Raw genomic sequence first — 16,450 nt, forward strand, 5'->3', positions numbered from 1 at the left:
CGTGAGCGAAGAGCAGTCTCCGGTGCCGGGCGAGGTCGAGGTCGAGGACGTCGTCGACCCGACCGCGGTTCGACGCGCGCCGCGGTACGGGCGGTTCATCGGCGTCGGGATCGTGCTGGGTCTGGTCGTCGCGCTGGGCGTGGGCGGCAGCTGGCTGCAGTCCGACGCGGCCGAGAGCGTGTTCAAGCCCGGCGTCTACTTCACGGTGATCCTCGTCGCGGGCGCCGCGCTGGGAGCGGCGATCGGTGGCCTCTGGGCCGTCCTCGCCGACCGCCGGAGCCTGCGCGACCGCTGACACGACACGGCCACACAGCTGTCAGCACTGGAGGGGTCCAGAGACGTGCTGGGCGCTGACGGGGCTCTGAACTCGGGCTTCGGTCCCGGGCGGGGCCCTGTGGGACACTGGAGCACGTGGCGACCCGCGGAGATGGACTGCTCAACCACGACCTCATGCCCGGCGAGAAGGGGCCGCAGGACGCGTGCGGCGTCTTCGGTGTTTGGGCTCCCGGCGAGGAGGTCGCCAAGCTCGCCTACTTCGGCCTCTACGCCCTGCAGCACCGCGGCCAGGAGTCGGCCGGCATCGCGACGAGCAACGGCGAGCAGATCCTGGTCTACAAGGACATGGGCCTCGTCTCGCAGGTGTTCGACGAGACCGCACTCAACGCCCTGACCGGACACCTCGCCGTCGGGCACTGCCGCTACTCCACGACCGGCGGGGTCACGTGGGAGAACGCGCAGCCCACGCTCGGCGCGACCGCGGCAGGGACCGTCGCGCTCGGGCACAACGGCAACCTCACGAACTCGGCGGCGCTCGTCGACCTCGTCGCCGAGCGCTACGGCAGCCAGCGGCGCGGTGAGCTCGCGCGCGGCAACACGACGGACACCGCTCTCGTCACCGCCCTGCTCGCGGGCGACGACGACCACACGCTCGAGGCGACGGCGCTCGAGGTGCTGCCGCACCTGCGCGGCGCGTTCTCGCTCGTCTTCATGGACGAGCACACTCTCTACGCGGCCCGTGACCCGCAGGGTGTGCGCCCGCTCGTCCTCGGCCGCCTCGAGCGGGGCTGGGTCGTCGCGAGCGAGACGCCGGCCCTCGACATCGTGGGTGCGTCCTTCGTCCGCGAGGTCGAGCCGGGCGAGCTCATCGCGATCGACGAGGAGGGGCTGCGGTCGACGCGGTTCGCGCCCGTCGAGCGGGCCGGGTGCGTCTTCGAGTACGTCTACCTCGCGCGCCCCGACACGAGCATCAACGGGCGGTCCGTGCACGCCGCGCGGGTCGAGATGGGCCGGCAGCTCGCGCGCGAGCACGCCGTCGACGCCGACCTCGTGATCCCGGTCCCCGAGTCCGGGACGCCGGCCGCGGTCGGCTACGCCGCCGAGTCGGGGCTCCCGTTCGGGCAGGGGCTGACGAAGAACGCGTACGTCGGGCGCACGTTCATCCAGCCGTCGGACACGCTCCGCCAGCTCGGCATCCGGCTGAAGCTCAACCCGCTGCGGGACGTGATCCGGGGCAAGCGACTCGTCGTCGTGGACGACTCGATCGTCCGCGGCAACACGCAGCGCGCCCTCATCCGCATGCTGCGCGAGGCCGGAGCCGCCGAGGTGCACGTGCGCATCAGCTCGCCGCCCGTCAAGTGGCCGTGCTTCTACGGCATCGACTTCGCGTCGCGCGCCGAGCTGATCGCGAACGGCCTCTCGCCCGACGAGATCGGCCAGTCGCTGGGTGCCGACTCCCTGGGGTACATCTCGACCGAGGGCATGATCTCCGCGACCGAGCAGCCCTCGTCCCAGCTGTGTGCAGCGTGCTTCACCGGGAAGTACCCGATCGAGCTGCCGCCGGACGACCAGCTCGGCAAGAACCTGCTCGAGCAGTCCGAGCTGCCGCTCGGCGCTCCCGAGGACGGTCTGCGCTCGATCGCCGTGGGTGCGGGCGGCGGCGGCGCGCTCCAGCACCCCTGACCTGTCCGTCCGCGCGAAGCCCGCCCGACGAGCCCCGAGCCCACCCCCCACGAATCCTGGAGCCCACGACCGTGACTGCCGACGTGCCCGAGCCCACTGGCCTGACCTACGCCGCCGCCGGCGTCGACACCGAGGCGGGCGACAAGGCCGTCGAGCTGATGAAGGACGCCGTCCGGCGTACGCAGGGCGCGCAGGTGCTCGGTGGCGTCGGCGGGTTCGCCGGCCTCTACGACGCGGCGGAGCTCACCCGGTACCGTCGCCCGCTGCTCGCGACCTCGACCGACGGCGTCGGGACGAAGGTCGCCATCGCCCAGGCGCTCGACGTGCACGACACGATCGGGTTCGACCTCGTCGGCATGGTCGTCGACGACATCGTCGTGGTCGGCGCGAAGCCGCTGTTCATGACGGACTACATCGCGTGCGGCAAGGTCGTCCCCGAGCGCATCGCGGGGATCGTCCGCGGGATCGCCGCAGCCTGCGAGGTCGCGGGCACGGCGCTCGTCGGTGGCGAGACGGCGGAGCACCCGGGCCTGCTCGGCGAGGACGAGTACGACGTCGCGGGGGCGGCCACGGGCGTCGTCGAGGCGGACGCGCTGCTCGGGCCGGACCGTGTGCGTGAGGGTGACGTGCTCGTCGCCATGGCGTCGTCAGGCCTGCACTCGAACGGCTACTCGCTCGTCCGGGCGGTGCTCGAGCACGCCGGGTGGGGCCTCGAGCGCCACGTCGACGACCTCGGCCGCACGGTCGGCGAGGAGCTGCTCACGCCGACGCGTGTGTACGCGAGCGACTGCCTCGCCCTCGCGGCCGACGACGACGCGCAGGTGCACGCGTTCACCCACGTCACGGGGGGAGGGCTCGCCGCCAACCTGGCGCGCGTGCTGCCCGCCGGACTGGTCGCGACGGTCGACCGCTCGAGCTGGGACGTGCCGCCGGTGTTCCGGCTGGTCCGCGACCTCGGCGGCGTGCCTCGTGGAGACCTGGAGAGCACGCTCAACCTGGGTGTGGGCATGGTCGCGATCGTCGGAGCGGACGGCGTCGACGCGGCGCTGGCGCGCTGCGCCGCGCTGGGCCTGCCCGCCTGGGTGCTCGGCTCGGTCGCGGCGCACGACCCGGCGACCACGGGCTCGGCCGACGACGACCTCGTCGTCGGGACCAAGGGTGTGCGAGCCGGCGCGGTGCGACTCGTCGGCGACTACCGCGCCTGAGAGGCCCCGCCCCGGGCGTCCGTCACGACGGTGATGCTCGTGCCCGGCGGTTTCGTCACGACGGCGCGACCGACCACGTGATGTGGCTCGTCGCGCCGTCGTGCGACGTGAAGATGCCCACAGGGAGAGCAGGGTGTACGACGAACGTCAGCGGTCGTCGGACCACTCGTTGTAGCGCTGGTCCAGGCTCTCGAGCTCGTCGGCAGACTCCCCGCCATGGCGAGAGTCGGTGACGACATCCGTGTGGCTGTGACCGGTGAGCTCTTGTTCGAGCGCACTGTAGTTCGTCTCGGGGCTGTAGTACTTCAGCGCTCGAGCGACCTTGGTCTGCTTTGCCTTCTGACGGCCGCGGCCCATGGCTCCGACCCCCTCAACGTAGAAGCGGGGCGGCACCGTGCTCAGACGTGCGGCCCCGGGGTGTAATTTCGTCTGTTCAGAGTCCAACGGTACATGCTCCCGGGGCATTCCCTCTACTCAGACGGTGCTGCGCACGTCACTGTCACCACTCGTCGGGCGCGTCGCACGCGCGGGGGCGGAGCAACGGGCCGTATGCCGCACGGAGCCCTTTAGGCTCTTTGGGCTCATAGGGTCCCTAGTTCACCCGTCCGTCAAGTCGCCTGAAAACCACATCCTGCGACAATGGAGTGGCTGGTGGTGCGCTGCCGAAGTGATCCGGGAACGAAGCCGGACCGGTGCACGCCAGGGGGAGGTGCCGTGGTGTCCATGCATGGAGAGTCCGAGGTGCTGCTCACACCTGCCGAGGTCGCCAGTCTGTTTCGCGTCGACCCGAAGACCGTGACGCGGTGGGCGAAGGCGGGAAAGCTGTCGTCCATCCGTACGCTCGGCGGGCATCGCCGGTACCGCGAGTCCGAGGTCCGCGCACTGCTCGGAGCCGCCAGCGAGCCGGCGGACCGGCCCGACAGCGCGACGTAGGACCGCCCCGGGACCCCGGCGCCGTCCGGGATTCCGAGGCGTTTCTCCGCTCAGGCTCGGCGCTCGGGCACGGTCATGAGCGACGTCCGAGGACTGTCGCGGCCACGACCGCCAGCCCCGCCGCGGCGCCGAGCAGGAGGATCTTCACGTTGCGCGACCTCGCCGGGTCCTCGTCCGGCATCCCCCCGCCCGTGAACAGAGACCCGGTGTCCGTGGCGGCCTGCTTGGCCTGCCGGGCGGCGTTCGACGCATGGACCCGTGGGTCCACACGTGTCGTCAGCTCGTCGAGGGTCTGTGCGAGCTCGGCACGCGTGCGGGAGATCTCCTGCTCGAGCTGCCGGCGGTCGGGCTTGGGCTCCGATGCGTTCGCGCTCACGGGCGCAGTCCTTCCTTCACGACGCTGACGTCTTCCTTCACGCTCGAGACCGCGTCCGTCGGAACCGGCGGAACGCCTCGCTTGAGCTGCTTGATGCCGACGAACGCCAGCAGCGCTGCCAGGAGGACGATCACCGCGCCCACGGCGAGCGCGGCCAACCACACGGGCCACACCGTCGCGAGACCCTCGACGGCGGACTGGAAGAGGAACCCGATCCCGTAGAGGACGAGGACCCCGCCCACGACGAGCATCCCGATCCCGATACCTGCGTGCTTCGCCTTCGTCGTGAGCTCGTCCTTCGCGAGGGCGATCTCGGAGCGCACGAGGCGCGTCGCCTGCTCCGAGAGGCGCTCGACGAGCTGTCCGACAGTCGGCTTCTGCTCCTCGGGCGGAATCCGCCCGTCGACCCAGTCGCTCATGCCTCCGCCCTTCAGTCGGTGGTGCTGGTGACCACTCAACCGGTCCGCGGACCTGCCCGCAACTCCCGGGGCGGGCATCGTCGCAGCACAGCGGGTCGGGAGCCGGGAAGCGGCAGGCGCGACGAAGCCCCTCGCCCTGAGCGGGCGAGGGGCTTGTGGTGGCTCCGACCGGCGTCGATCCGGTGACCTTTCGATTTTCAGTCGAACGCTCTACCAACTGAGCTACAGAGCCAGGACGCGAAAACCCGGGCGGCCGATGTCGACCGGCCCGGGCTTGTCGCCTCGCGCGACCCTGACGGGACTTGAACCCGCGACCTCCGCCGTGACAGGGCGGCGCGCTAACCAACTGCGCTACAGGGCCTTGCTTCGTGAGCGGGACATACCTTATCACCGAGATTCCCCGGGGTCGTGCTGGCCCGCTCTCGAACCGTGAGGATCGTATCCCACCCGCGGCCCGATCCGTAAATCGGCTGGTGAGCACCGGCGGTGATGCGATCTGTGCGTACCCCCAACGGGATTCGAACCCGTGCTACCGCCGTGAAAGGGCGGGGTCCTAGGCCGCTAGACGATGGGGGCCAAGGGCGACCGCAAGTGTACGCGACGGGTGCGGCAGGATGACAGCATGGCGGATGCGGCGGAGATGACACGCGAGGAGTTCGAGGACGCGGTGCGCGACGGGTTGGACCTGGTCCCCGAGAACCTCGCAGCGCAGATGGACAACGTCGTCGTGCTCGTGGAGGACGACGCGCCAGCCGACGACCCGGAGCTCCTCGGCCTGTACGAGGGCGTGCCCCTGACGGAGCGCGACCTCATGTGGGCCGCCGGGTCGCTGCCCGACCGCATCACGATCTTCCGCAACCCGACGCTCGCGATCTGCGAGACCCGCGAGGACGTGGTCGAGGAGGTCGCGATCACGGTGGTCCACGAGATCGCGCACCACTTCGGCATCGACGACGACCGCCTGCACGAGCTCGGCTGGGCCTGAGCGCTACGGGCTGGTTTCCATCGCTGCAGAGCGATAACATCGTTGCATGGCGATGGAAATTGTGGACCACGACCACGACGCGGTGGCTCGGCTGCTGCACGCCCTCGCCGAGCCGAGCCGCCTCGCCCTCGTCCACCTCCTCACCGGCGACGAGCGCCGCGTCGTCGACCTCACGCGCGAGCTCGGGCTCGCGCAGTCCACCGTGTCGGCGCACCTGACGATGCTGCGCGACGCCGGGGTGGTCGCCGTCCGGCGCGAGGGCCGCTCGTCGTGGTATCGGCTGCTGCGTCCGGAGGTGGCCCACCTGCTCGCCGACGCGGAGCAGGTCGCCCTCGCCCCGCTCCCCGCCGAGGCGGCGTCGTGAGCGGGCACTCGCACGGCGGTCACCCCGCGCACGGCACGGCGACGGGCGCGCACCGTCGCCGGCTCGCCGCAGTGCTGGTCATCACCCTGACGGTGATGGTCGGCGAGGCCGTCGGTGCGCTCGTCTCGGGTTCGCTCGCCCTCCTCGCGGACGCGGGGCACATGCTCACCGATGCGTCGGGCATCGCCCTCGCGCTCTTCGCGAGCTGGCTCGCGTCCCGCCCGACGACGACGCGACGCACCTTCGGCTGGCAGCGCGCCGAGATCCTCGCCGCGCTCGCGAACGCCCTGATCCTGTCCTTCGTCGCCGTCACGGTGATCGTCGAGGGCGTCGCGAGGGTCCGTACGCCGGCGCCGGAGATCCAGGCGGGCGTGATGATCGTCGTCGCGCTCGTGGGGCTCGCCGCCAACGCCGCCGGTCTGCGGCTGCTGTCCGCGGGCCAGGCCGAGAGCCTCAACGTGCGTGGTGCATACCTGGAGGTGCTGGGCGACCTCCTGGGCTCGGTGGCGGTCGTCGCGGCGGGCGTCGCCGTCGCGGCGGGCTTCCCGCGGGCCGACGGGATCGCCTCGGTCGCGATCGGGCTCATGATCCTGCCGCGAGCCGTCATGCTGCTGCGCGACGTCGCCCACGTCCTGCTCGAGGCGACGCCGCCCGGCGTGGACCTCGACGTGGTGCGCGAGCACATGGAACGGGTGCCGGGGGTCGTCGGCGTGCACGACCTCCACGCCTGGACGATCACGTCGGGGGTGCCGGTGATGTCGGCGCACGTCGAGGTGGAGCCGCAGCGCCTCGAGCGCGGGGAGGGTACGGACGTCCTGCGCCGGCTCAAGACCTGCCTCAGCGGCCACTTCGACGTGGACCACTGCACGTTCCAGATCGAGCCGCCCGACATGCGGCGGACGGAGACGTCGGCGCACCACTGAGGCCCGAGCCGGTCGAGCCGGTCGAGGCGGTCGCGCCGGACGGCCCGGGGTCCGGCCAGGCGCCGCCGCTAGGCTGACCGCATGACGATTCTGGTGACCGGCGGGGCGGGATACATCGGCGCGCACGTGGTGCGACTGCTGCAGGAGCGGGGCGAGAAGGTCGTCGTGGTCGACGACCTGAGCACGGGTCGGGCCGAGCGCGTCGGGGACGCGCAGCTCGTCGAGGTGGATGTCGCCGCGCCCGAGGCGGTGGACGTCCTCACGCGCGCGCTCTCGGAGAACGACGTGCGCGCCGTCGTGCACTTCGCCGCCCGCAAGCAGGTCGGTGAGTCGGTCGAGAAGCCCGCGTGGTACTACCAGCAGAACGTCGGCGGCTTCACCAACCTCGTGACGGCGATGCAGGCGGCCGGGGTGGACCGGCTCGTCTTCTCGTCCTCTGCCGCGACCTACGGCATGCCGTCGGTGTCGATGGTCGAGGAGAAGCTGCACGCCGAGCCGATCAACCCCTACGGCGAGACCAAGCTCGTGGGGGAGTGGCTCGGTCGCGCCGCGAACCGCGCGTGGGGGCTGCGGTTCGTCGCGCTGCGGTACTTCAACGTCGCGGGCGCGGGGTGGCCGGAGCTCGGCGACCCCGCCGTCCTGAACCTGGTGCCGATGGTGCTGGACCGGCTGGAGCGCGGGCAGCAGCCCACGATCTTCGGCGACGACTACCCGACCCCTGACGGCACGTGCATCCGTGACTACATCCACGTGCTCGACCTCGCCCAGGCGCACCTGGCGGCGCTCGAGTACCTCGACGTCGACGAGCGTCCGTTCGACGTCTTCAACGTCGGGACCGGCGAGGGCTCGTCCGTCCGGGAGGTCATCGACGAGATCGGCAAGGCGTCGGGGCTGGACGTGACCGCGGAGATCGAGCCGCGCCGAGCGGGGGACCCGCCCCAGCTCGTGGGCGACCCGCGGCGGATCAACGAGCTGTTCGGCTGGCACGCGTCGAACGGCCTCGAGGAGATCATCGCGTCGGCGTGGGAGGCCTGGCAGGCCGGGGCGCGCAGGATCGAGGTCCCCGCCCGGCGGTGAGTCGGCTCGTGCGCGCCCACGATCCGTGCGAGTATTGTTGCTCAGCATGCTGAGTAATTGCTCCGGGTGACGTCCGGGGGCACGGAGATCGAGGTGGCGCGTGGACGGGGTGGACGAGGTGGACGAGTCGAGCGACCCGTCGGCGCGCCTCTACGACCGCACGGCCGAGCTGGCGAGCAGGGTCGTGCTGTCGGGCTACTCGACGTCGTTCGGCCTCGGCACGCGGCTCCTCGACCCCAGGACGCGCACCGCGATCGAGGCCGTGTACGGTCTCGTCCGCGTCGCGGACGAGGTGGTCGACACCCGACGGGGCGACGGGGCGGGCGTCCTGCTGGACGAGCTCGAGCAGGAGACCGCACGTGCGCTGGACCGCGGCTGGTCCACGAACCTCGTCGTCCACTCGTTCGCCCGCACCGCGCGGCGCTGCGGTGTCGGGCACGCCGAGATCGACCCGTTCTTCGCCTCCATGCGCGCCGACCTCTCGGTGCAGGTGCACGACCGGGCGAGCTACGAGACCTACGTCTACGGGTCCGCAGAGGTCGTCGGCCTCATGTGCCTCGCCGTGTTCCTCAACGCACGGCGCACGGCGCGCGAGCCGCTGCGGACCGCCGACGAGCGCACGACCCACGGTGCACGCGCACTCGGCGCAGCGTTCCAGAAGATCAACTTCCTGCGCGACCTGCGCACGGACTACGGCGAGCTCGGCCGCTGCTACCTGCCGGGAGTCGACCCCGAGCGGCTCGAGCGCAAGGACGTCGAGGCGGTCCTCACCGAGGTGCGCGCCGACCTGGACGCCGCGCGCGCCGCGCTCCCCGGCCTCCCCGTCCGCCCGCGCCTGGCGGTGCGGTCCACGCTCGAGGTCTACGAGAACCTGCTCGGCCGGCTGGGACGGATCGGGCTCACCTCTCCGCAGGAGCTGCTCGACCGGCGGGTCCGTGTCCCCGACCCCCTCAAGCTCGCGCTCGCCGCACGGGCCGTCGCGCGTCAGGTCTCGCAGTCCGCGGTCGACGCCGGCCGCTCCCGCGCGGCCCACGGCCGACCGCGGGCGGGCGGGTGACGGCGACGCGCGCAGTCGTCGTCGGTGGGGGGATCGCCGGGCTCGGGACGGCGGCGCTGCTCGCGCGGGGCGGCGCGCGGGTCACGCTGCTCGACCGCCACGAGCGCGTCGGCGGCCGGGCGGGCACGGTGGAGATCGACGGCTTCCGGTTCGACACCGGGCCCTCGTGGTACTTCATGCCCGAGGTGTTCGAGCACTTCTTCGCGCTGCTCGGCGAGCGCGTCGAGGACCACCTCGACCTCGTCGCCCTGGACCCGGCCTACCGGGTGTTCTTCGAGCCCGACGGGGGCCCGCAGGCACTGTCCGACACCGCCGAGATGCTCGAGGTCACCGCGCGGCGCGCGTCGAACCGGTCCCGGTTCGACGCGATCGAGCCGGGCGCGGGCGACCGGATCGACGCCTACGCCGACGACGCGAGCGAGGCGTACCGGCTCGCGCTCGACCACTTCCTCTACACGACCTTCGAGCGGCCCGACCGGGCGATCGACGCTGCGGTGCTGCGCCGACTGCCCCGGCTGGCGGGCCTGCTGCGCCGCACCCTCGCGGAGCGAGCCGCCGGCACGGTCCAGGACGAGCGGCTGCGCCAGGTGCTCGGGTACCACGCGGTCTTCCTCGGGTCCTCGCCCTACCGCGCGCCCGCGCTCTACTCCCTCATGAGCCACCTCGACCTCGTCGACGGCGTGCGCTACCCGCGCGGCGGCATGTACACGCTCATCGAGGCGATCGAGCGGCTCGCGCGGGCCGAGGGCGTGGAGATCCGGACCGGGTGCGAGGTCGAGCAGGTCGTCGTCGAGCCCGGTGCCCGACGCCGCGGGCGCGCCACCGGCGTCCGGCTCGCCTCGGGGGAGGTGGTCCCCGCCGACGTGGTCGTCAGCGCGGCCGACCTCCACCACACCGACACCCGCCTGCTCGCGCCCGAGTGGTCCGCCCGGACGCAGGAGTGGTGGGACGACCACGACCCGGGCATCTCCGCGCTGCTCGTGCTCGCGGGCGTGCGGGGCGAGCTCCCCGAGCTCGCGCACCACTCCTTGTTCTTCACACGCGACTGGCCGGACAACTTCGAGGCGATCCTCGGGGACGCGTCTGCCGGTGGCGCCCGGACGAGCCGTCTGCGCATCCCCGAGCCCGCCTCCCTGTACGTGTCACGCACGTCCGCGACGGACGGGGCGTCGTCGGACAGTCCTGCCGCGCCACCCGGCCACGAGAACCTGTTCCTCCTCGTCCCCTTCCCCGCCGACCCCGCGCTCGGCGCCGACGAGCCGTCCCGGCAGGCCCTGGAAGGGCTCGCCGACCGGTACGTCGCGCAGGTGGGGCGGTGGGCCGGGATCGACGATCTCCCCGGCCGGGTCGTCACGCGACGCGTCCTCGGTCCCGCGCACTTCGCCGAGGAGCTCTCCGCGTGGCGCGGCGGGGCGCTGGGCATGGAGCACACGTTGCGTCAGTCCGCGCTGTGGCGACCCGGCAACGTCTCCCCGCGCGTCGACGGGCTCTACCACGCCGGAGGTGGCACCATCCCCGGCGTGGGACTCCCGATGTGCCTCATCAGTGCCGAGCTCGTGGCCAAGCGCCTCCTGGGCGAGACGTCGTCGCGCCCGCTGCCGACCCCGCTGCGGCCCGGCTACCTCAGCGCGAGCCGCCGGCCCGAGCGGTTGGGCACCCCGACCGCGGAGCGCCGGTGAGCGACGCATGACGGGACTCGTCTACCTCGGCGCGCTCATCGTGTCGATCGGGGGCATGGCCGTGATCGACCGGCGCTGGCGCCTCGCGTTCTGGCACGATGCCCGCCGAGCGGGCCTCACCGTCGGGATCGGGGTCGTCGGCTTCCTGGTGTGGGACGTCGCCGGGCTCGTGCTCGGGATCTTCGCGCGCGGCGAGAGCCCGTGGATGACCGGGCTCCTCGTCGCGCCGGACCTGCCGATCGAGGAGGTCTTCTTCCTCACCCTGCTCTGCTACGTCGCGCTCGTCGTCTGGCGGCTGCTCGATCGGGTCCTGTCGGACCGGCGGGAACGGCAGGCAGGACAGGCAGGGCAGGCAGGGCAGGCGCAACCGGGTGGCGCCCCGTCGGACGAGAGGGGCGGCGCGTGACGAACATCGTGCTCAACGTCCTGGTCCTCGTCGTGCTGGTCGCGGTGTCGTGGCGCGGGCTGCGACGGTTGCGCCCCGGACCGGTGCTGCTGACCGTCCTGGTGCTGTGCGTCCTCACGCTGGTCTTCGACACGCTCATGATCGCGGCCGACCTGTACGTCTACCACCCCGACCGGATCCTCGGGATCTACGTGTGGGGTGCCCCGCTCGAGGACTTCGCCTACGCGATCGCGGCAGCACTGGCGATGCCGGTGCTGTGGACCGTGCTCGGGCGCCGTGGCCCGGGGGGCAGCAGCGACCCCCAGGACCGTCGGACCGGCGACGAGGTCGAGCCGTGAGGGCGGTGCTCGCCGCGTCCCGGCCGTTCTCCTGGATCAACACCGCCTACCCGTTCGCCGCCGGCTACCTCATGGCCACCGGCGGTCGGGTCGACGCCGCGCTCGTCGTGGGCACGCTGTACTTCCTGGTCCCGTACAACCTGCTGATGTACGGCATCAACGACGTGTTCGACTACGAGAGCGACCTGCGCAACCCGCGCAAGGGCGGGATCGAAGGGGCGCTCGCAGACCCCGGGACGGCGCGGGTGACCCACCGCAGGATCCTGTGGGCGTGCGCGCTGACGAACGTGCCGCTCGTGCTGTGGTTGCTCGCGCTCGGGGACGGGTGGGCAGCGCTCACGCTGCTGCTCGTGGTGTTCGGCGTCGTCGCCTACTCAGCACCGGTGCTGCGGTTCAAGGAGCGCCCGTTCCTGGACTCGTTCACGTCCGCGATGCACTTCGCCGGGCCGTTGCTCTACGCGCTCGTCCTCGTCGACGCGGATCTCGCGGCGCGCTCGGTGTGGCCCGTGCTGGTCGGGTTCGTCCTGTGGGGGATGGCCTCGCACGCGTTCGGGGCGGTGCAGGACGTGCGCGCGGACCGGGAAGCGGGCATCGGGTCGGTCGCGACCGTGATCGGCGCGCACGCGACCGTGCTCGGCGCCGCCGGGGCGTACGTCGGGGCCGCCGTCGTGCTCGCGGTGCTGCCCTGGCCGGGCGTGCTCGCCGTCGTGCTCCCGCTGCCGTACGCGGCGAACGTCCTGCGGTTCCGCGACGTGCGGGACGGCGACTGCGAACGCGCGAACACCGGCTGGCGCACGTTCCTGTGGCTCAACCTCGTCACGGGGTTCCTCGTGACGATGCTGCTGATCGCGACCGGACTGACGCGCTGACCGCGACGCGTCCTGTCGCCTGTCGCGCGGTCACGGCTGGACGCCGTACTCCCAGTGCCACGGCTCGTTCTTGGACCCGCCCGCGCGAGCCCAGTCCGGGTTGTCCCACCCGAAGGCGGGGGCGTTCTCCCGCATCCAGGTGTACTGCGCGGTGCCGTAGCTCTGGAGGCCGCCGCCGAGGTCGAGCGCCTGGCCCCACCCGTGGTTCGACGTGCCCGGAACGGCGGCCAGCCAACCGCGTGTCGCCTTCACCGCGACCTGCGACCCGTACGAGCGGTACGAGTCGGTCACCGAGATGTCGGTCCCGAACGCCTCACGGTAGGCCGTGTTGAGCTTCTCGACCTGGTGCGCCGCGTCGCAGCGCAGCAGCTGACCGGAGGCGAAGGACAGCTCGCACAGCGCGGACGAGGGGATCTGGCCGTTCCCGTACGACGCGGTCGAGGCCGCCCACTCGTCGAGCTGTGCCTTCTCCTGCTGCTCCTTCTTGCGCTTCGCCTCCGCCTTGCGCTCGGCGACCTCCTCCGGGGTCGGGCCGGGGACGACCTCGACCGTGCCGGTCTCGGTCTCGTCGAGGAGCGCCCGGAGCTCGGCCGTGAGGGTCTCCACCTCGGCAGCAGGCTCGACGGCAGCGTCGAGGGTGTCCACGCCGTCGGCCGTCTCGTCCGCTGCGCCGTCCGTCGTCGCGCCGTCGGTGCCCTCGGTGCCCTCGGTGCCCTCGGTGCCTTCGGAGTTCGCCGGTGCCTCGGCGTCCTCGGCGTCCTTGGTGTCCGCGGTGTCCGCGGTGTCCGCGGTGTCCTCGGACGCCGGTCCGGTGCTCTCGTCGGCGGCGGGCGTCGGCGTCTCCTGCTCGAGCAGGGGGGCCCGGCCGAGGCCGCCGCGGCTCGCGGCGTCGTCGAGCCGCTCGACGCGGACGTCGGAGGAGGCGAGGGACGGGGCGTCCTGTGCCTCGTCCGCGGTGGGTGCGTCGGCGTCGTCGGGCAGCCGGTGCTGCGACGCCGTGCCGGAGAGGGCCTCGCTGAGACGCGCCCGGGTCGCCTCGATCTTCTCGAGCCTGCCCGCCGGGATCCCTTCGGCGCCCTCGCTCGTGACGTACTGCGCCTGCACGAGCGCATCCCGTGCGGCGTGCGCGGCCTCGACGGTGCCGGCCCCGAGCGGTTGCATCGTCGGGGTCAGGGTCCCGGCCGTCGTCGGGAACGAGGTCGCGCTCGACGTGGACGTCCCCGGCCCGACGAACGCGGTAGCGGTCGTGCTCGCGGTCAGGGCGAGCGCGGCGATCGCTGCGCCCGCGCCGAACGCCGAACGCCGACGGTCGCCGCGCGTGACGGCGTGGGTGCTACGGCGGACCGTGACGGCCAGGGCGACGAGCAGGGGGACCCTCTGCTGGGAGTGGCGGCCCATTCAGCGGCCTGCGCAGGAGAGGTGGAGGACGCACGCGGTGCCGGGCCGGCGCCGCGCCAGGGTCGGGTGCTTCGTCACGTACGGGTTCCGTTCGTCGGGAGGGCGGGCCACGGTGCGCCGGGCCGTGGGATCGCTACCAGGGCGCCGCACCGCGACACGGTCGTGCTGAAGAGGGTGGTCGAGCGCGAGGCGGTGGCCCCGGGCACGACGACGCCGGCAGAGGCCGGTGCGTTCGCAGGGCCGGTCCGTCTGTCGGCTCGTCCCATCATGAACCAGGTACGCGTCCGGCTGGTCACCTTCGAGCGGGGGACGGCGGCGAATGCGGTGCCGACCCTGTGCTCAGGGTGTGAAGAAGGTACGTGTCGCGCGTCCGGGCGGGTCGTCCTGGATTCCCGAGCCACGACGAACGGGTCAGGTCTCCACCGCGGTGCCGACCTCGACGAGCGCGAGCAGAGCGGACGCGTACGCGTCGGCGGCGTCGGCCGCGTCGAACTCCCGGACGGTGCCGAGCCGGTCGGTGCGCACGACGAACCCGTCCGCCACCGTCGAGAGGGAGCAGAACGTGCTGCCGAGCAGCGCGCGCAGCTGGTGCTCGAGCGGGTGCCACAGGGCGTCCTCGAGAGCGACCGAGTCGAGCGCCCACTCCGTGGTCCCGTTGAAGCCCAGGACCACGCCCGTGTCGAACTCGTGCGGTTCGATCGTCATGTCGCTCACCGTGAACACGTCGCCGGTCGACCCTGTGGACAGCAGCCGGAAACGGTCGCCGGAGACGGGGGACCATCGCAGCCCGGCGTCACGCAGCGCGCATGCCCGTTCCCACGAGATCATGCGGGCCAGCCTAGGACCGGACCGCGGGCGTTGCCCGTCGTGCCTACTCTGGCGGCATGGAACCGGAGATCGAAGGGGCCACCGACCTCCTGGTGACGGCGGTGGCGGTGGCGGCGAGCATCGTGGTCGCGCTGCTCGTGGGCGTGATCCTCTCGGCCGTCGTGCGCCGGGCGGGCCGTCGCAACGAGCTGATGCGAGACCTGTCCTACCGCCTGCGTCGTCCGGACCGGGCGGTGCTCCTGGTCGTGGCGGTGTGGCTCGCGGTGCGGGCCACGACCGACGCGAGCACGCCGTGGCTGCCCGCGGTCGAGCACCTCCTGCTGATCGCACTCATCGTCGTCGTGGCCTGGTGGGTGGGCGCGTTCGCGTTCGTCCTCGAGGACTCGGCCTTGCAGCGCTTCCGCGTCGACAACGCGGACAACCGGCACGCGCGCCGGGTGCGCACGCAGATCACGGTCGTGCGGCGCCTCACCGTCGCGGTGATCGTCGTGTGCGGGATCGCGGGCGTGCTGCTGACCTTCGACGCCGCGCGTGCCGCGGGAGCGAGCCTGCTCGCGTCGGCGGGACTGATCTCCATCGTCGCGGGCCTCGCGGCGCAGACGTCGCTCGCGAACGTGTTCGCGGGGATGCAGATCGCGTTCACCGACGCGATCCGGGTCGACGACGTCGTCGTGCTCGAGGGCGAGTGGGGTCGGATCGAGGAGATCACCATGACGTACGTCGTGGTGCACCTGTGGGACGACCGGCGGCTCATCATGCCGTCCACCTACTTCACGACGACGCCGTTCCAGAACTGGACCCGCCGCGCGGCCGACCTGCTCGGGACGGTGGAGCTCGACCTGGACTTCACGGCGCCGGTCGGAGCGATGCGCGCCGAGCTGAGGCGTCTGCTCTCGCTGACCGAGCTGTGGGACGAGCGCGTGGGAATCCTCCAGGTGACCGACGCGGTCGGCGGATACGTCCGCGTCCGCGCGCTCGTCAGCGCGAGCGACGCGCCCACGCTGTTCGACCTGCGGTGCTTCGTCCGCGAGGGTCTCGTGGACTGGCTCCAGCGCGCCGCGCCCGGGGCGCTGCCCCGCTACCGGCTCGCGGACGCGTGGTCCCTGCTCCCCGACGACGCGGGGTCCGCGACGGGGCACGAGCCGTCCTCGCCCGGCGGGGACGGGACGGCACCCGCCGTCGGCACCGCACCTGCCGCGGACCTCCCGGTGCCGCCTGCCCGGCCCCCTCGCCTGCCCACGAACCGGGGTGCGCTGCGTGCGGACGCGCCCGTCGTCGTCGGGCGGCTGCGCGCCGCCGGGGGCGGGACCCGGGCGGGCGCCCGGCCGGACGACGACCGGACGGAGCTGCTCCCCGCCCAGGACGGTGCACGCACCGACGAGGAGGTCCCCGAAGCGGCCGAGTCGGCATTCTTCAGCGGCACGGCGGAGGGCGAGGAACGCTCCCGCGCGTTCGCGGGCCCGGGCCACGAGGCGATCGAGGAACGGGAGCGCACGGCCGAGAACGCCGCGGTCCGCGAGGAGGAGTGGCGAGAGGTCGGGCCCGACGGCGCGGCGGCCGACGGCGACTCGGCGCACGACGAGGCGGCCGACCGACGCCCGGGGGGCTAGCGGCCCCTGGGCGACCGCGGTCGG

19 protein-coding genes and 3 tRNA genes are annotated in these 16,450 nt (G+C 72.6%); 14 read left to right on the plus strand and 8 right to left on the minus strand.

What is annotated here, in order from left to right:
* Window position 1: 1 nt before the first annotated feature.
* From IF651_RS07050 to purM, 3 genes are all read left to right on the plus strand, one after another.
* On the plus strand, window positions 2-295 hold the full coding sequence (locus IF651_RS07050) for a histidine kinase (RefSeq protein ID WP_191828389.1): 294 nt from the start codon (window positions 2-4) through the stop codon (window positions 293-295).
* A gap of 116 nt (window positions 296-411) precedes the next feature.
* On the plus strand, window positions 412-1,959 hold the full coding sequence (gene purF / locus IF651_RS07055; RefSeq protein ID WP_191828390.1) for an amidophosphoribosyltransferase: 1,548 nt from the start codon (window positions 412-414) through the stop codon (window positions 1,957-1,959).
* A gap of 83 nt (window positions 1,960-2,042) precedes the next feature.
* Window positions 2,043-3,164, plus strand: a complete 1,122-nt coding sequence (gene purM / locus IF651_RS07060) for a phosphoribosylformylglycinamidine cyclo-ligase (RefSeq protein WP_191828391.1) — start codon at window positions 2,043-2,045, stop codon at window positions 3,162-3,164.
* A 147-nt stretch (window positions 3,165-3,311) separates the two neighbouring features.
* Here purM and IF651_RS07065 read toward each other — a convergent pair whose 3' ends face one another.
* A complete protein-coding gene (locus IF651_RS07065; protein ID WP_422110455.1) occupies window positions 3,312-3,608 on the minus strand; it encodes a DUF3073 domain-containing protein in 297 nt (98 codons plus the stop codon).
* A 279-nt stretch (window positions 3,609-3,887) separates the two neighbouring features.
* Between IF651_RS07065 and IF651_RS07070 the strand changes: the two genes are divergently transcribed.
* A complete protein-coding gene (locus IF651_RS07070) occupies window positions 3,888-4,097 on the plus strand; it encodes a BldC family transcriptional regulator (RefSeq protein WP_191828488.1) in 210 nt (69 codons plus the stop codon).
* Between the two features lie 73 nt (window positions 4,098-4,170).
* Here the strand turns inward: IF651_RS07070 and IF651_RS07075 are convergent, their stop codons facing one another.
* The 5 genes from IF651_RS07075 to IF651_RS07095 all read right to left on the minus strand — a co-directional run bounded on the left by IF651_RS07075 (window position 4,171) and on the right by IF651_RS07095 (window position 5,468).
* Window positions 4,171-4,473, minus strand: coding sequence for a DUF3618 domain-containing protein (locus IF651_RS07075; RefSeq protein ID WP_191828392.1), 303 nt, complete (start codon window positions 4,471-4,473; stop codon window positions 4,171-4,173).
* Window positions 4,470-4,892 (minus strand): phage holin family protein, encoded by a 423-nt coding sequence (locus IF651_RS07080; protein WP_191828393.1) that lies wholly within the window; start codon window positions 4,890-4,892, stop codon window positions 4,470-4,472. The genes IF651_RS07075 and IF651_RS07080 overlap by 4 nt, the downstream gene beginning before the upstream one ends.
* A 156-nt stretch (window positions 4,893-5,048) precedes the next feature.
* Window positions 5,049-5,124, minus strand: a tRNA-Phe gene (locus tag IF651_RS07085).
* A 55-nt stretch (window positions 5,125-5,179) separates the two neighbouring features.
* Window positions 5,180-5,253: transfer RNA gene (locus tag IF651_RS07090), tRNA-Asp, on the minus strand.
* 142 nt (window positions 5,254-5,395) lie between these two features.
* Window positions 5,396-5,468 (minus strand) — tRNA-Glu (locus IF651_RS07095).
* A 46-nt stretch (window positions 5,469-5,514) separates the two neighbouring features.
* On the opposite strand from IF651_RS07095, the gene IF651_RS07100 reads away from it, so the two are divergent.
* From IF651_RS07100 to IF651_RS07140, 9 genes are all read left to right on the plus strand, one after another.
* Window positions 5,515-5,877, plus strand: coding sequence for a metallopeptidase family protein (locus tag IF651_RS07100; RefSeq protein WP_191828394.1), 363 nt, complete (start codon window positions 5,515-5,517; stop codon window positions 5,875-5,877).
* A 46-nt stretch (window positions 5,878-5,923) separates the two neighbouring features.
* Window positions 5,924-6,241: an ArsR/SmtB family transcription factor gene (locus tag IF651_RS07105; RefSeq protein WP_206715207.1), complete on the plus strand. Its 318-nt coding sequence runs from the start codon at window positions 5,924-5,926 to the stop codon at window positions 6,239-6,241.
* Window positions 6,238-7,164, plus strand: coding sequence for a cation diffusion facilitator family transporter (locus IF651_RS07110; RefSeq protein ID WP_191828395.1), 927 nt, complete (start codon window positions 6,238-6,240; stop codon window positions 7,162-7,164). Before IF651_RS07105 ends, IF651_RS07110 begins: the two co-directional genes overlap by 4 nt.
* Before the next feature lie 81 nt (window positions 7,165-7,245).
* Window positions 7,246-8,241 (plus strand): UDP-glucose 4-epimerase GalE, encoded by a 996-nt coding sequence (galE, locus tag IF651_RS07115; RefSeq protein WP_191828396.1) that lies wholly within the window; start codon window positions 7,246-7,248, stop codon window positions 8,239-8,241.
* A gap of 100 nt (window positions 8,242-8,341) precedes the next feature.
* Window positions 8,342-9,298 (plus strand): phytoene/squalene synthase family protein, encoded by a 957-nt coding sequence (locus IF651_RS17650; protein ID WP_338403816.1) that lies wholly within the window; start codon window positions 8,342-8,344, stop codon window positions 9,296-9,298.
* Window positions 9,295-10,977 carry a phytoene desaturase family protein gene (gene crtI, locus IF651_RS07125; protein WP_191828397.1) on the plus strand — a complete coding sequence of 561 codons (1,683 nt, stop codon included), beginning with the start codon at window positions 9,295-9,297 and terminating at the stop codon, window positions 10,975-10,977. Before IF651_RS17650 ends, crtI begins: the two co-directional genes overlap by 4 nt.
* A 7-nt stretch (window positions 10,978-10,984) precedes the next feature.
* Window positions 10,985-11,383 (plus strand): lycopene cyclase domain-containing protein, encoded by a 399-nt coding sequence (locus tag IF651_RS07130; protein ID WP_191828398.1) that lies wholly within the window; start codon window positions 10,985-10,987, stop codon window positions 11,381-11,383.
* Window positions 11,380-11,721, plus strand: coding sequence for a lycopene cyclase domain-containing protein (locus IF651_RS07135; protein WP_191828399.1), 342 nt, complete (start codon window positions 11,380-11,382; stop codon window positions 11,719-11,721). Before IF651_RS07130 ends, IF651_RS07135 begins: the two co-directional genes overlap by 4 nt.
* Window positions 11,718-12,590 (plus strand): prenyltransferase, encoded by an 873-nt coding sequence (locus tag IF651_RS07140; protein WP_191828400.1) that lies wholly within the window; start codon window positions 11,718-11,720, stop codon window positions 12,588-12,590. Before IF651_RS07135 ends, IF651_RS07140 begins: the two co-directional genes overlap by 4 nt.
* A 30-nt stretch (window positions 12,591-12,620) precedes the next feature.
* Here the strand turns inward: IF651_RS07140 and IF651_RS17410 are convergent, their stop codons facing one another.
* Both IF651_RS17410 and IF651_RS07150 read right to left on the minus strand, forming a co-directional pair.
* On the minus strand, window positions 12,621-13,988 hold the full coding sequence (locus tag IF651_RS17410; protein WP_241744199.1) for a M15 family metallopeptidase: 1,368 nt from the start codon (window positions 13,986-13,988) through the stop codon (window positions 12,621-12,623).
* Between the two features lie 411 nt (window positions 13,989-14,399).
* On the minus strand, window positions 14,400-14,816 hold the full coding sequence (locus IF651_RS07150; protein ID WP_191828401.1) for a pilus assembly protein CpaE: 417 nt from the start codon (window positions 14,814-14,816) through the stop codon (window positions 14,400-14,402).
* A gap of 56 nt (window positions 14,817-14,872) precedes the next feature.
* Here IF651_RS07150 and IF651_RS07155 point away from each other — a divergent pair, with 56 nt between their 5' ends.
* Window positions 14,873-16,426, plus strand: a complete 1,554-nt coding sequence (locus IF651_RS07155) for a mechanosensitive ion channel family protein (RefSeq protein WP_191828402.1) — start codon at window positions 14,873-14,875, stop codon at window positions 16,424-16,426.
* Window positions 16,427-16,450 lie beyond the last annotated feature (24 nt).

Origin of the sequence: Cellulosimicrobium arenosum (assembly GCF_014837295.1) — a bacterium.
In the GTDB taxonomy this organism is placed as follows: Bacteria; Actinomycetota; Actinomycetes; order Actinomycetales; family Cellulomonadaceae; genus Cellulosimicrobium; species Cellulosimicrobium arenosum.